The following is a 12,895-nucleotide window of genomic DNA, read 5'->3' as shown; positions in this document are numbered from 1 at the left end:
CGCGGGTAAATCGCTCGCAGGAATAGAAGAACAGGCGACCCTTATGCGCGACGGCGGAAGAATAGCAGCGGCAATTGATGTCCTCACCGATGTCCTCAACCGGCACCAGCCGGTCAAATCGGCGGCGCGCGACTGGGGCAAGCGGGCGCGGTATGCCGGCTCGAAGGACCGGGCCTTTGTGTCGGGTCTGGTGCTGGACGCGTTGCGCAAGAAGAACTCGATCGCGCATGCGATGGGCTCAGATGAGCCGCGGGCGCTGATACTTGGCGCGCTGGCCCATGCGTGGAGCTGGGACATCATGCGTATCGATGGGGCGATGGATGAAGAGCACGCGCCGTCCAAGCTGACGCTGGAAGAGCGCGAGCGGCTTGTGCTGGCGCCTGATGTGACGGCGGCCCCGCATGTGTCTGGCGACTATCCTGATTGGATGGAGCCGATGATGGAGCGGGTCTTCGGCGAGGAGAAAGTCGTCGAGGCGCAGGCCATGTCGGTGCGCGCCGATGTCGATATCCGCGTCAACACGCTGAAAGTGAGCGCGGAAAAGGCAGGCGGGCCCATGCGGTCTGCGCACGCGGTGGAGTCGCCGCTGTTGAAGAACGCCTATCACATCCCGGCGCGTGACCCGTCTGAGCGCGAAGCCTCGCTTGAGAGTATTCCGGCCTATTCCAAGGGCTGGGTCGAGGTGCAGGATGCGGGCTCACAGATCGCGGCGGCGGCCTCGAATGCCAAGCCGGGCGACCAGGTGCTGGACTATTGCGCAGGCGGCGGCGGCAAGACGCTGGCCATGGCCGCGATGATGGGCGGGAAGGGGCAGATCCACGCCTACGACATTGACGGGCGAAGGCTCTCTGCGTTGATCCCGCGTCTCAAACGATCCGGTGCGCACAATGTGCAGCTGGCGCATCCAAGTGAGCCGGACGCCGTCGAGGCGCTGAAAGGCCAGATGGATATCGTTTTTGTCGATGCCCCATGCACCGGCACGGGCACGTGGCGGCGCCGGCCGGATGCGAAATGGCGGCTGAAAGACAAGCAGCTGGCGAAGCGGATGGAGGAGCAGACCGAAATCCTGGAGGCGGCGAGCCAGTTTGTGAAGTCGGGCGGGCGGCTGGTCTATGCGACGTGTTCCTTCCTGATCGAGGAAGATGAGGACCGGGTTGCGGCCTTCCTTGCCGAGCATCCGGACTTCGCCGAAGAGAGCGCTGCGGATGCGGCAATTGCTTCAGGTCTGTTGACTGATGAGGGCGCGGCAAAAGTCAAAGCGGGCGCGAAAGGCGGCAAGTCGGTCAGGCTGACACCGCGCACGGCGGGTACGGACGGGTTTTTCTTTGCGGTGATGCGCAAGACGCGCTGATAGCGCGCGCGCTGGAATCAGTGCGATATAGGCGCATGTTGAAACCGCTTCCAGAAACTGTTCATCTTCGCGCCACGAACCGGCAATATCTGGTTTTGGCAAGCGCGAGCGCGCTTCTTGCGGCTATGCTCGCCTTCTCCAACTGGACGGGCACCGGCCCCACCGAAGAGATCAGCGTCTGGCTGACGGTGTTCTTTTCAATGACAACGCTGGTCGGGGTGTGTGCGGCGCTGTTCAGGCATGGCTGGCTGACGCTGGATCGCGACGGGTTTGAATCGAGCGAGTTCAAGTCTCTTGGCAAGATCGGCTGGTCTGAAGTTTCGGAGTTCAGTCTGCATTATTCCGGCGGGAAGGGTATGCCTGCCTCAAGGCAGGTGGCGTTCAAGCTGACCGAGGAGAAGCGCAAGGCGCTGCCGCGCCTGTCGGGCATCCTGATGTATGGCCGGGTGCGCCTGACGGAGCCTTACAAGGTGCGCGGGTCTCAACTAGCGACGCTGATGAACCGGTTTCGTGAGCGGGCACTGGCATCACCTGCGGCGAACGAAGCGGCATAATGGTCTGGCTGATTGTCCTCGCCTTCCCGATTTTCTTTGGGGCAATGTGGGTGGGGATTGTATCCTTTCTGTCCTGGGCGAGCGGTTGGCGCACACTGGCGCGGGTCTATCAGGCCGAATTACCGGAAACATTTGCGGGCAAGCGGCTGATGCTGGTCACGTTGGGGCGGGGACGTTTCCCGCGGGTGCATTATCGCGGGATGCTATGGGCAGAGTTCGGTGAGGATACGCTCTGGCTGAAGCCGCATATCCTCTTTCGCTGGGCCCATCCGGCGCTGGCCATCCCGCGCAACGTGATCACGCTGGACGAGCGCAAGGGCTTCTTACGGCGGTATGTCGAACTGACGACACGCGCAGACGAGAAGATCAGCTTTCACCTGCATCCTAAACAGGTCAGCTGGATCCATCCTGGCAGCGGGCCTGGGGCGGCGAGCTAGGCGGTTGCGAGACCGTTGGGAGAGTTCGCGGCAGCTGCTTGCCGGCGAGTGTTGAAGCAGAGCGCAGAGATCTGATCATCCGTAAGCGGACGAGACAGGCGAACCCCAGCATAGCAGTCATTCGTCCAGACCACAGTTCCGCGCAGCCAGACATTGCCGAGTTCGAAGGCAATCGAGCGTTTGCGTGATATCCGGCCATCATGCTTCATGCGAAAGCCGCCGAGATTGAAATCGACGATCGTCAACTCGTGGACGTCGCGACCGATGCGGACTGGCACGCTGCGATAGCAGACATGCCGCTCTGCCCGTTTTTTCCAGCGGCGAATGCGCGGGCGGAACCAAAAGGCTGCGCCAGCCAGCAGCCCAAACGTGAGCAATAGAGGAAAGCCAAGTGATGCGAGAGGCTTGCCGCGTTTGTCGCCGATCGAGTTTTCATTGCGGGGCGCGCGCCGCCTTGCTGGGCTATTGTAGGCACGGTTGGCGCTCTCACTTTCAAAATGCAGACTATCGGACGCACGCGCGGGATCACCAATGCTTCCAAGCTTCTCTGCATGAGGGCGAAGCGTCGGCTCTACATTCAGGATATCGCTGACCGAGCAGGAGAGTTCTGTCTGAAGGCGCGCCAGTTCAGTTCTCACAAGACGGGGCACGCCGCGCTCAATACGCTGAAGCGCCGCTTCTCCTTCGCTGCCATATAGCTGCTTCAAGGCTATACTCAGCTCACCCATGAAAAGGATCATGGCGGTCTGCCCGACATCAAGCTCCTCGGCACTGATGTCGCCGTAGAGATCAATCAGTGAAACGTCGCTCAGCGCGGCTTCAAGTTCGCCGAGAAATGGCATCTGGGCGCGCTGCGACGGTTCGTGAGCGATTTCGTAGACGGCATCGACCGTGCGCAGCAAAGGGGTCAGCGAACCACAGGTAGGGTCGGCATGGGCTGCATCTGCACCTGCAATCACGAGCAGGACGGCGTTTATCAGGCGTCTTGCGAACACATTTTCTATATACTGAAAAACAGTTTATGAACTGTTGTGCGAAAACAGGGCAGAAGAAGCGCAAGATTTAAGTTTTGAAACTTTGTGGGGTTAACGGTCTTGAACTATTTTACGCACGCCTGGGTTTGATTGTCGCTACCCAGACGAAGCCACCTGGCTCTGTCCAAGCCTGAAAAACTCGGAGATCAGGTGACGCTGGCGCTCTGACAGGTCCGGATGCCATATCTCGAAGATGAGGACGTAGCGCGCCTTGTCGCTATGGTTCCAGGCTTCGTGCTCGATGGTATCATCGAAGACAAACACCTCGCCGTCGTTCCATTCACGTGTTTCATTACCGACCCGAAAGCCGCAATCGCCGGGCAGAATGATCGGCAGATGGCAGATGAGCCTCGTATTGATCTGGCCGTGATGGGGCGGAATGGCGGCGCCGGGCTCCAGCCTGGAAAACAGGACGGAAGGGGCCGGGGCCGGATTTACGGCCTCGCCGATCGCTTCGATGGCGGCCCAAGTCTTTGGACAACGGGCGATGTTCTCCTCGATGCGCTGACCCTGTTTGATCAGGTAGAAAGCGCTCCAGTCGGGATTGTCGAGCAAGGGGTGGGAGACACCAGCACCTTCGCGGCCGGCAGATTCGACGTAAGGCGTGAACCCGGCCTCGGCGGCGGCTTTCTCGCTGAGCAAGGCTTCAAGCTCACCGCGGATTGTGTCGGTCTTCGCGGCGAGGGCATCTGTCCAGCTGAAACCCTCCAATGGATAGAATTGGCGGTTGGGTAGGCCGGGATAGAAGTAGCGTGTAGGCTGGGAGGGGTAGAAGGTCGCCTTGCCCGTCAGGAAATCGAGGCTCTGGCGGAATAGGTCGTCGTCGGGCGCCGAACCAAGCTCAACGTCCTCTGCGAATTGATCGAGCGCCGCAGACAGTTGGTCGGCCGGAGAGGCCGCCGGCTCGCCCGGGCCGGCAAGGAAGGTTTCTGCTGCCGTAATCAGCTGATGGATTTCCTGCGTCCGGACGAGGTGAGGCGTGATGTCTGCAAGCCCTCTGCGGAACGCCGCCTCGGCATCCTTCGGCCGACCTGAGCCGACGAGCGCCTGACCATAATGGAGCCGGGCGCGCACGCTGGACGGGTCAACCTGTATAGCCTTTTCAAGCGAGGCGACGCGTCCGGCCATGTCGCCCTGCAGGGACTTGGCAAAAGAGAGCGCGACCCAGATGTCGGGACCCGGCCAGCCAAGATCGATTGCCTGTTGCAGTGCACCTTCAGCAGCGGGGCCGTTCTGCTGCTGTAGCGCCTGCATTCCTTGTGCGGCGAAGTCTCTGGCTTGTGTCATGCGGCATGTCCTCCCGGTGGCATTGGCCTGGTCGCATTGGCCCTTCCAGCTCCCGCCATTAGCGGTTAGGAGGCTGCATGGCCAGTTCACCCGATTCCGTTGCAGACAAGCACGAGCACGTCCTGATTGTCGATTTCGGCTCGCAGGTTACCCAGCTGATTGCGCGGCGCCTGCGCGAAAGCGGCGTCTATTGCGAAATCCACCCCTTCAACAAGGTGGACGACGCGTTCCTGGACAGCTTTGACCCCAAGGCGATCATCCTGTCTGGCGGCCCTGCGAGTGTCACATGGAATGACAGTCCGCGCGCGGACCAGGCCGTCTTTGAGCGCGGCGTTCCGGTGCTTGGAATCTGCTATGGCCAGCAGGTCATGATGCAACAGCTGGGCGGGCGCGTGGAAAGCGGCACGAGCCGTGAGTTTGGCCGCGCCTTTATTGAGAAGGTGACAGACAGCGAACTGCTGGAAGGCTTGTTCGGCGGCGAAGACGGCAAGGAAGAAGTCTGGATGAGCCATGGCGACCATGTCGCCGAGCTTGCGCCGGGCTACGGCATAATCGCGAAATCGCCCGGCGCACCGCTCGCCATTATCGCGGACCTTGAGCGCCGCTTCTATGGCACGCAGTTCCACCCGGAAGTCGTGCACACGGTGCATGGCCGGGACATGCTGCGCAATTTTACGCACAAGATTGCCGGGCTTTCCGGTGACTGGACGATGGCGGCCTATCGCGAGGAAGCAATCGAAAAGATCCGCAAGCAGGTTGGCGATGGCAAGGTGATCTGCGGTCTTTCCGGCGGCGTCGATTCGTCAGTGGCTGCTGTGCTGATCCATGAGGCGATCGGTGACCAGCTGACTTGCGTCTATGTCGACCATGGCCTGATGCGCCTTAATGAGAGCGAGGAAGTCGTCGGCCTCTTCCGCGATCATTACAACATCCCACTCGTTCATGTGGATGCGAGCGAGACCTTCCTCGGCGCGCTGGAAGGGATTTCGGACCCGGAGAAGAAGCGCAAGACGATTGGCGGGCTCTTCATCGACGTGTTCGAGGAAGAGGCGAAGAAAATCGGCGGCGCTGATTTCCTGGCGCAGGGCACGCTTTATCCAGACGTAATCGAAAGCGTTTCGGCGATTGGCGGTCCGTCGGTCACGATCAAGTCGCACCACAATGTTGGCGGCCTGCCTGAGCGCATGAACATGAAGCTGGTCGAGCCGCTGCGTGAGCTCTTCAAGGATGAGGTCCGCGCACTTGGCCGTGAGCTTGGCCTGCCACAGAGCTTTATCGGCCGTCATCCGTTTCCAGGGCCGGGCCTTGCGATCCGTATTCCGGGCGAGATCACGCGGGAGAAGGCCGACACGCTCCGCAAGGCCGACGCCATCTATATCGAAGAGATCAAGAATGCCGGCCTATATGATGAGATCTGGCAGGCCTTCTCTGTGCTGCTGCCGGTGAACACGGTTGGTGTCATGGGCGATGAGCGCACCTATGAGGCCGTGCTGGCATTGCGGGCCGTGACCTCAACAGATGGCATGACGGCGGACTACTACCCCTATGATCACGCTTTCCTTGGCCGTGTTGCGACCCGTATCATCAATGAGGTGAAGGGCGTGAACCGCGTCGTTTATGACGTGACCAGCAAGCCGCCCGGCACGATTGAGTGGGAATAGGGCCAGCCGGATCAGGAGGGGTAGACTTGCTGATTGACTGGAGGGGAACAGGATGAGCAGCGCCGTACTCTACATCATGACGCAGAAGGGCTTTGAGGTCCTCCGCCGTCTGACCGCGACCTATCCATCTGTGCTCGAACGCGTTGTGATCGGCAAGGACTCAAACATCGAGAATGACTACAGCGGAGAGATCGCTCAGCACTGTCGTTCGGCTGGTGTCGCCTTTGATTTCAGGGGGACGGAACCGGCGCTGAGGGGCGAGCAATATGTCTTCGCGATCTCATGGCGGTGGCTCATCAAACATCCGGTAGAGCGGCTGATCGTCTTTCACGACTCGCCGTTGCCGCGTTATCGGGGCTTTGCGCCGCTGGTGAATATGTTGATCAATGGCGAAAGCGAGATTGGCGTGACGGCCCTGTTCGGTGCAAGCGAGTATGATCGCGGACATATCATCGCGCAGCAGACGAGCGCGGTCACCTATCCGCTGAAGATTGCCGATGCGATCGAGCTGAATAATCAAAACTATTGCGATCTAGCCGAAAGTATTGCCGCCAGGATTGCGGATGGTGAGGAGATCGTGGGGGTTCCCCAGAAAGAGGGTAACGCAACCTATTCGATCTGGCGGGACGACAATGACTACGCCATCGACTGGTCAAAGAGCGCTAAAGAGATCCAGCGCCTCGTCGATGCGGTCGGTTCGCCCTATCTCGGCGCGCGCTGCAGGACGTCGAAAGGGCAGGAACTCATCATTGGTAATGTTGAGGTCGTAGAGGATGTGCGTTGCGAGATCCGCGATGTCGGCAAGGTCATCTTCGTCAGGGAAGGGCGGCCCACCGTAATCTGTGGTGAGGGTCTGCTCGAGATCACGAAGGCGTGGTTGCTGACAGACGAGGGGCGCGAGCCATTCCTTCCGATGAAGTCATTCCGCGTCAGGTTCGGTTAGCGCGGCACCAGCGCCAAGGCACATGTCGCTATTGTTCTGCATGCTGTGCGGCGCCGGCTGATCTTGCTGGGATGGTGCCTAGTCCTGGTCTGGTTTCTCACGCCTGTTGATCGGCTTGGCTTTTAGCCTGTCCCAGCTTTCGCGTTCGACGGATTGTTCGACATCGTCGTCTTTGGGCGCGGTCTTTGGCGGGAAGTCGCCTGTCCGGCGCTCGGCTTTCTTCTGCTCATTCTGCGCCTCGGTATCGGGTGTCGTGCGAGGTTTGGCGCTCTCATCGAGCGTGTGCCTGTTCGTGTGAGCATCTTTGCGATCTTCCATGACGGTACCTCTTGTTCAAACGAGCTTCTGAAGAAACAGGCTGTGATGGAATTGCGTTCCGCAAGGGGCCCAGGACTTTGTCGTCGCAACCAGGAAAAGATGATCTCAGTTAAGTCTGCGTCGTAATTAAGAGGCATTGCGCGGCGCGAATGTGCGCACGTTGGAACTACGCGACCTGCGAGCTCTTCTTTCAATTCGAATTCACGGAGACAATCGCATGACGACGAAGAACGATCTGCCTATCGACGATAACGGCGTGACCCACCAAACAACCGAACACGGGTATGACACGCTGACCACGCAGCAAGGCGTGCCGGTGTCGGATGACCAGAACCATCTAAAAGCTGGTGAACGCGGCCCGATGCTGATGGACGATTTTCATTTCCGTGAGAAAATCTTCCACTTCGACCATGAGCGCATTCCAGAACGCGTCGTACATGCGCGCGGCTTTGCGGCGCACGGGTTTTTTGAATGTTTCGAAGATCTGTCGGACCTGACCCGCGCGGCCGTTTTCAAAAAGGGCGAAAAGACACCGGTTTTTACACGCTTTTCAACGGTGGCAGGCAATAAAGGGTCGCCGGATGTCGCGCGCGACGTGCGTGGTTTCGCGACGAAATTCTACACCAAGGAAGGCAATTGGGACCTTGTGGGCAACAATATCCCCGTCTTCTTCATCCAGGATGCGATCAAGTTTCCAGACCTGGTCCACGCCGCGAAACCGGCCCCGGACCGGGGCTTTCCGCAGGCGCAGACAGCTCACGACAATTTCTGGGACTTTATCTCACTGTCCCCAGAGTCGATGAATATGGTGATGTGGATCATGTCTGATCGCACCATTCCGCGTTCCTTCCGTTTCATGGAAGGGTTTGGCGTACACACGTTCCGGCTCATCAATGAGGAGGGCAAATCAACCTTCGTCAAGTTTCACTGGAAGCCCAAACAGGGCCTTCAATCTGTGGTCTGGAATGAGGCACTGAAGATCAACGGTGCTGACCCGGATTTTCACCGCCGCGATCTGTGGGATGCCATCCAGACGGGTGATTACCCTGAGTGGGAACTTGGTTTGCAGGTTTTCGATCAGGAATTCGCCGAGAAATTTGACTTTGATGTGCTCGACGCGACCAAGATCATCCCGGAGGAGGATGTGCCGGTCCGGATTGTGGGGCGGATGGTGCTCGACAAGGTGGTCGACAATTTCTTCACTGAAACAGAGCAGGTCGCCTTCTGCACAAACAATGTCGTGCCGGGTATCGGCTTCTCGAACGATCCGCTTCTTCAGGGCCGCAATTTTTCCTATCTCGATACGCAGATCAAGCGCCTGGGCGGACCGAACTTTACCCACATTCCAATCAATGCGCCGCAGTGCCCGATGCGCAATTTCCAGCAGGACGGCCACATGGCGATGCGTAACCCCAAGGGGCGCGCAAACTATGAGCCGAACAGCTGGGGCACCGAAGAAGGTGGCCCGCGCGAAGATCCAGCGAAGGGCTACCGCCACTATCCAGAGGACGTAAGCGGACAGAAGGTCGCCACGCGATCGGAAACCTTTGCTGACCATTACAGCCAGGCACGCCAGTTCTATCTTAGCCAGACAGATATTGAGCAGACCCACATCGCCAATGCGCTGACCTTTGAACTATCGAAATGCCAGGAAATGCGCGTGCGGAAGCGGATGCTTTCTCACCTTCGTAATATCCATGAAGACTTGGCAGAGGCCGTGGCAGACGGACTTGGGCTCCAGCTGCCAGAACCTGCGAAGGCGGCACGCGAGACAAAGACCGATCTGAAAGTGTCCGACGCCCTCAGCATTATCAAGAATGGTCCAAAGAACTTCAAAGGCCGCAAGCTGGGCATCTTGGTCGCGGATGGCAGTGATGCCGGTACGGTGAAGGCGTTGCAGGATGCAATGGAAGAGGCTGGCGCACTGACGGTGGTTGTTGCGCCCAAGGTTGGCGGTGCCAAGCTAAGCGATGGGAGCCATATCGACGCTGGCGAGAAGATCGATGGCGGGCCGTCCATACTCTATGACGCTGTCGCACTGGTTCTGTCCGAAGAGGGTGCGAATACGCTTGCTGACCTCCCCCCTGCGCGTGATTTCGTCACTGACGCGATGGCGCATGGCAAGTTCATCGGCCTGACGGAAGGCGCAGGACCGCTGCTCAAGGAGGCCGGTGTCGAAGGCAAACTGGATGATGGCTGCTTCCGCCTCGATGACGGAGAGATGGGAGAGTTTCTGAATGCGCTTCCCACACTCCGCAAGTGGGACAGGGACGCCTGATCAGGTGTTCTTCCGCAAAATAAAAAATCCCGGCCGCGCGGCCGGGATTTTTTATGGCTTTCAGACTGGCGCGACTAGCCAGCATATCCAGCCTGACAGGGCCATCCATGGACCGAAGGGGATGGGTGTATCGGCCCCGATTGTACGGCGAAAAAGTCCCGAATAGATGAGGACCGCGATCAGCCCTGACCCTGCTGCGAGCAGGAAGAGGAGCGGCACGATCTGCCAGCCTAGCCACAGGCCGAGGGCGCCAGCAAGCTTGGCGTCGCCGCGGCCTAGAGCGTCGATGCCTCGAACGTGGCGATAGAAGAGCTCAAGGCATAGCAAAGCGAGATAGGCGGCAGCACCGCCAATGACATGGTCTAGCCAGTCCGCGCGTGCATGCTGCCAGATCATGAATATTCCGAGCAGGGCGAGAAGAGCGTTGAGCGGATCCGGCAGGATGAAGGTGCGCCAGTCGATGCTGGCGAGGGCCAGAAGAACCGCGCCCATGGCGAGCGTGAGAAGGAGCATCCCGGCCGGCGCGTAAAACCAGGCGGAAATCGCGACGCCAAGGGCGAGTAAGCCATGTATCAGAAGGGGCAGGGCACGGGTCACGCGCTGTGCCTTATCGAGTTTTCGGGGCAATGGCGACCATCGTTGCAACTGGTGAGATGGAAGGTCCTGTCGAGGTGGCCGTGGGGTCAGCATGGCCGCCTCGACGGGGACCCTCTAGATAAGTATCGAACGCGAAGAAGTGTGAGGAAGCCAATGAGCGTGCCGCAGAAGATGAGAGCCCTTCAGGTCGAGGAACTTGGCGAGAACTATAAGGGTGTCCGGCTCAACCAGACTGATGTTCCTGCGCCCGGACCAGGTGAAATTCTTTTGAAGATTCGCGCAGGAAGTCTTGGTTTTCCGGACCTTTTGATGACGCAGGGTGGATACCAGCACAAGCCGGACCTGCCTTTCATTCCGGGCGGGGATGTATCCGGTGAGGTTGCGGCGCTGGGGGAAGGCGTCAGCGAATTCGTAGTTGGTGACCGTGTTGTGACGAGCCGTCTGGGCGGTGCGTTTGCCGAATATAACACCTATAGCGCAAAGTCCGTCCGGAAGATACCGGATCATCTTGATTTCGCGGCGGCGGCGTCTGTTGGCTCAGCCTATCTGACAGCTTATGTTTCACTCGTGCGGCGCGCCAATATCCAGCCCGGCGAGTGGCTGCTGGTGCATGGGGCCGCAGGCGGCGTGGGCCTCGCTGCGGTCGATCTCGGCAAACATCTCGGTGCGAAAGTCATCGCGGCAGCCTCACGGGACGACAAGCTGCAAGTCATCAAGGATAAGTACGCGCCCGACGCCGTGATCAATTATACGGGCGGCTTCCGCGAGAAGGTGAAGGAAATCACCAATGGCGGTGCCGACATTATCTACGACCCGGTCGGCGGCGATGTGTTTGCTGAGAGCGTGCGCTGTATCGCGTTTGACGGTCGGCTTCTGGTGGTCGGGTTCGCGTCAGGCCGCATTCCTGAAGTCAAAGTGAACATGCCGCTGATCAAGGGCTTTTCGGTCGTAGGCGTGCGAGCGGGCGAGTATGGGCGCCAGTTCCCCGAGAAAGGCCGCGAAAATATGGAAGCGGTATGGAAGATGATCGAGGACAAGTCAGTGACGCCGCACGCTCACGCGGTCTATAGCCTCGATGACTGGCGCAAGGCCTTCGCGGAAATGGAAGAACGCCGCGTCGTCGGCCGGGTGATTATAGACCCATCTCTGTAACGTCGTGGCCATAGATCCAGTCGAGACGGGATCGGACAACGCCCGGCAGGAACTGGCCCGCGATCCACATCGGACCGTAGGTTGCAGCTTGGCCGGGAAGTGACCCTTTGTGGAAGGTCTTCATATTGGAGCGGGACGCCGCCTGGATTCGCGAAGCGCGCGGCTTGCGCGCCGCTTCATACCTGCGAAGGGCTACAGAGATATCGCTGCCTGCTTCTACTTTGCTGGCGAGCACATAGGCGTCTTCGATCGCCTGCGCGGCGCCTTGCGCCTGGAAGGGCAGCATGGGGTGACAGGCGTCGCCGAGCAGCGTGACCGGACCATCGCACCAGGTCTCTAGCGGGGGTCGGTCAAACAGGGCCCAGCGAAAATGGGCGTCCGCCGCGTCGATGAGGCCGGTCACGGTGTCATCCCAGCCCTCAAAGTCATTGAGCGCATCGGCTTTCGCACCTTGCTCGGTCCAGCTTTCGCCCTGCCAGTCGCGTCGCTCAACGATGCCGACGAAATTGGCGAGTTTGCCACCACGAAGACGGTAGGTGACAGCGTGGCGACCGGGGCCAGCCCAGACACAGGCGGTTGGTGGTGGCGGTGAAACCAGATCAGCCAGCGGTACGGTGAAACGCCAGGCGAGATTGCCGGTAAAACGAGCAGGAACGTCGCCTAGCATCTGTTCGCGGATCGTAGAATGGAGGCCGTCGGCGCCAAGGAGCAGCTGCCCAATCCTTTTGCTGCCGTCCCCAAGAATCAGGCGGGCAGACCGGTCTTCGGTTTCATATCCTGACGTCTTCGTTCCCAGATTGATTTCGATGGCCGGGTTAACACGCGCGGCGTCTGCCAGAATGTCCAGCAGGTCAGCGCGGTGAATATGGATATAGGGCGCGCCCCATGCCGGATCCGCGCCCTGATTGACCGGAACGGAAAAGACGCGGCGCCCTGACCGGCCGAGCCGCAGCTCCAGCGCTTCTGGTGAGAAGCCCCGCGCGGCGATGTCGTCAGAGAGGCCCAGCCGGTCGAAGACCTTCATTGCGTTCGGGCTGAGCTGAAGTCCAGCGCCCATCTCTTTAAGCGCGCTAGCGGCTTCGAACACCTCAACCGACCAGCCGGCACGGGCAAGGCAAAGTGCAGCGGTGAGGCCGCCTATGCCGCCTCCAGAGATCAGTGCGTGGGTGTCCGACCTTGTCATCGCCGCCAGTCTTGGCGCTGCCCGGTGCGGGGAGCAAGCTCTGGGCGCAAGCCAATTGCCGCATGGGACACAAACTTGCTGGTTGGGCGCTTTCGCGCCA

12 protein-coding genes are annotated in these 12,895 nt (G+C 59.7%); 7 read left to right on the top strand and 5 right to left on the bottom strand.

What is annotated here, in order from left to right:
* Positions 1-43: 43 nt before the first annotated feature.
* From D1224_RS12075 to D1224_RS12065, 3 genes are read left to right on the top strand one after another with little or no spacing between them, the layout of a single operon-like run.
* The gene (locus tag D1224_RS12075) at positions 44-1,351 is read left to right on the top strand and encodes an RsmB/NOP family class I SAM-dependent RNA methyltransferase (protein ID WP_119380205.1); all 1,308 of its coding nucleotides are present in this window, start codon (positions 44-46) and stop codon (positions 1,349-1,351) included.
* A gap of 35 nt (positions 1,352-1,386) precedes the next feature.
* Positions 1,387-1,905 carry a hypothetical protein gene (locus D1224_RS12070; protein WP_119380204.1) on the top strand — a complete coding sequence of 173 codons (519 nt, stop codon included), beginning with the start codon at positions 1,387-1,389 and terminating at the stop codon, positions 1,903-1,905.
* Positions 1,905-2,342 (top strand): hypothetical protein, encoded by a 438-nt coding sequence (locus D1224_RS12065; RefSeq protein ID WP_119380203.1) that lies wholly within the window; start codon positions 1,905-1,907, stop codon positions 2,340-2,342. Before D1224_RS12070 ends, D1224_RS12065 begins: the two co-directional genes overlap by 1 nt.
* Here D1224_RS12065 and D1224_RS12060 read toward each other — a convergent pair.
* On the bottom strand, positions 2,339-3,337 hold the full coding sequence (locus D1224_RS12060; protein ID WP_119380202.1) for a hypothetical protein: 999 nt from the start codon (positions 3,335-3,337) through the stop codon (positions 2,339-2,341). The genes D1224_RS12065 and D1224_RS12060 overlap by 4 nt on opposite strands.
* A 135-nt stretch (positions 3,338-3,472) precedes the next feature.
* Positions 3,473-4,663, bottom strand: coding sequence for an aspartyl/asparaginyl beta-hydroxylase domain-containing protein (locus D1224_RS12055; protein ID WP_119380201.1), 1,191 nt, complete (start codon positions 4,661-4,663; stop codon positions 3,473-3,475).
* Between the two features lie 77 nt (positions 4,664-4,740).
* Here D1224_RS12055 and guaA point away from each other — a divergent pair, with 77 nt between their 5' ends.
* Together guaA and D1224_RS12045 are read left to right on the top strand one after the other, a co-directional pair.
* On the top strand, positions 4,741-6,324 hold the full coding sequence (guaA, locus tag D1224_RS12050; RefSeq protein ID WP_119380200.1) for a glutamine-hydrolyzing GMP synthase: 1,584 nt from the start codon (positions 4,741-4,743) through the stop codon (positions 6,322-6,324).
* Between the two features lie 52 nt (positions 6,325-6,376).
* A complete protein-coding gene (locus D1224_RS12045; RefSeq protein WP_119380199.1) occupies positions 6,377-7,267 on the top strand; it encodes a formyltransferase family protein in 891 nt (296 codons plus the stop codon).
* Between the two features lie 78 nt (positions 7,268-7,345).
* On the opposite strand, the gene D1224_RS12040 is transcribed toward D1224_RS12045, so the two are convergent.
* Entirely contained in the window at positions 7,346-7,585 is a 240-nt protein-coding gene (locus D1224_RS12040; protein WP_119380198.1) for a hypothetical protein, read from the bottom strand.
* Between the two features lie 217 nt (positions 7,586-7,802).
* On the opposite strand from D1224_RS12040, the gene D1224_RS12035 reads away from it, so the two are divergent.
* Entirely contained in the window at positions 7,803-9,863 is a 2,061-nt protein-coding gene (locus D1224_RS12035) for a catalase (protein WP_119380197.1), read from the top strand.
* A gap of 60 nt (positions 9,864-9,923) precedes the next feature.
* Here D1224_RS12035 and D1224_RS12030 read toward each other — a convergent pair whose 3' ends face one another.
* Positions 9,924-10,490, bottom strand: a complete 567-nt coding sequence (locus D1224_RS12030) for a prepilin peptidase (protein WP_182482275.1) — start codon at positions 10,488-10,490, stop codon at positions 9,924-9,926.
* Positions 10,491-10,613: 123 nt separating this feature from the next.
* On the opposite strand from D1224_RS12030, the gene D1224_RS12025 reads away from it, so the two are divergent.
* Positions 10,614-11,612, top strand: coding sequence for an NADPH:quinone oxidoreductase family protein (locus D1224_RS12025; protein WP_119380195.1), 999 nt, complete (start codon positions 10,614-10,616; stop codon positions 11,610-11,612).
* On the opposite strand, the gene D1224_RS12020 is transcribed toward D1224_RS12025, so the two are convergent.
* A complete protein-coding gene (locus D1224_RS12020) occupies positions 11,593-12,795 on the bottom strand; it encodes an FAD-dependent monooxygenase (protein ID WP_119380194.1) in 1,203 nt (400 codons plus the stop codon). The two genes, D1224_RS12025 and D1224_RS12020, sit on opposite strands and share 20 nt — an antisense overlap.
* Between the last annotated feature and the right edge of the window lie 100 nt (positions 12,796-12,895).

It is taken from the genome of Henriciella barbarensis, from assembly GCF_003576345.1.
Classification (GTDB): Bacteria; Pseudomonadota; Alphaproteobacteria; order Caulobacterales; family Hyphomonadaceae; genus Henriciella; species Henriciella barbarensis.
This window is presented reverse-complemented; position numbering and strand designations above follow the sequence as displayed.

Coding starts and splice junctions, on each gene's coding strand:
- D1224_RS12075 (WP_119380205.1), top strand. CDS start 44: ATGCGCGACGGCGGAAGAATAGCAGCGGCAATTGATGTCCTCACCGAT.
- D1224_RS12070 (WP_119380204.1), top strand. CDS start 1,387: ATGTTGAAACCGCTTCCAGAAACTGTTCATCTTCGCGCCACGAACCGG.
- D1224_RS12065 (WP_119380203.1), top strand. CDS start 1,905: ATGGTCTGGCTGATTGTCCTCGCCTTCCCGATTTTCTTTGGGGCAATG.
- D1224_RS12055 (WP_119380201.1), bottom strand. CDS start 4,663: ATGACACAAGCCAGAGACTTCGCCGCACAAGGAATGCAGGCGCTACAG.
- guaA (WP_119380200.1), top strand. CDS start 4,741: ATGGCCAGTTCACCCGATTCCGTTGCAGACAAGCACGAGCACGTCCTG.
- D1224_RS12045 (WP_119380199.1), top strand. CDS start 6,377: ATGAGCAGCGCCGTACTCTACATCATGACGCAGAAGGGCTTTGAGGTC.
- D1224_RS12040 (WP_119380198.1), bottom strand. CDS start 7,585: ATGGAAGATCGCAAAGATGCTCACACGAACAGGCACACGCTCGATGAG.
- D1224_RS12035 (WP_119380197.1), top strand. CDS start 7,803: ATGACGACGAAGAACGATCTGCCTATCGACGATAACGGCGTGACCCAC.
- D1224_RS12025 (WP_119380195.1), top strand. CDS start 10,614: ATGAGCGTGCCGCAGAAGATGAGAGCCCTTCAGGTCGAGGAACTTGGC.
- D1224_RS12020 (WP_119380194.1), bottom strand. CDS start 12,795: ATGACAAGGTCGGACACCCACGCACTGATCTCTGGAGGCGGCATAGGC.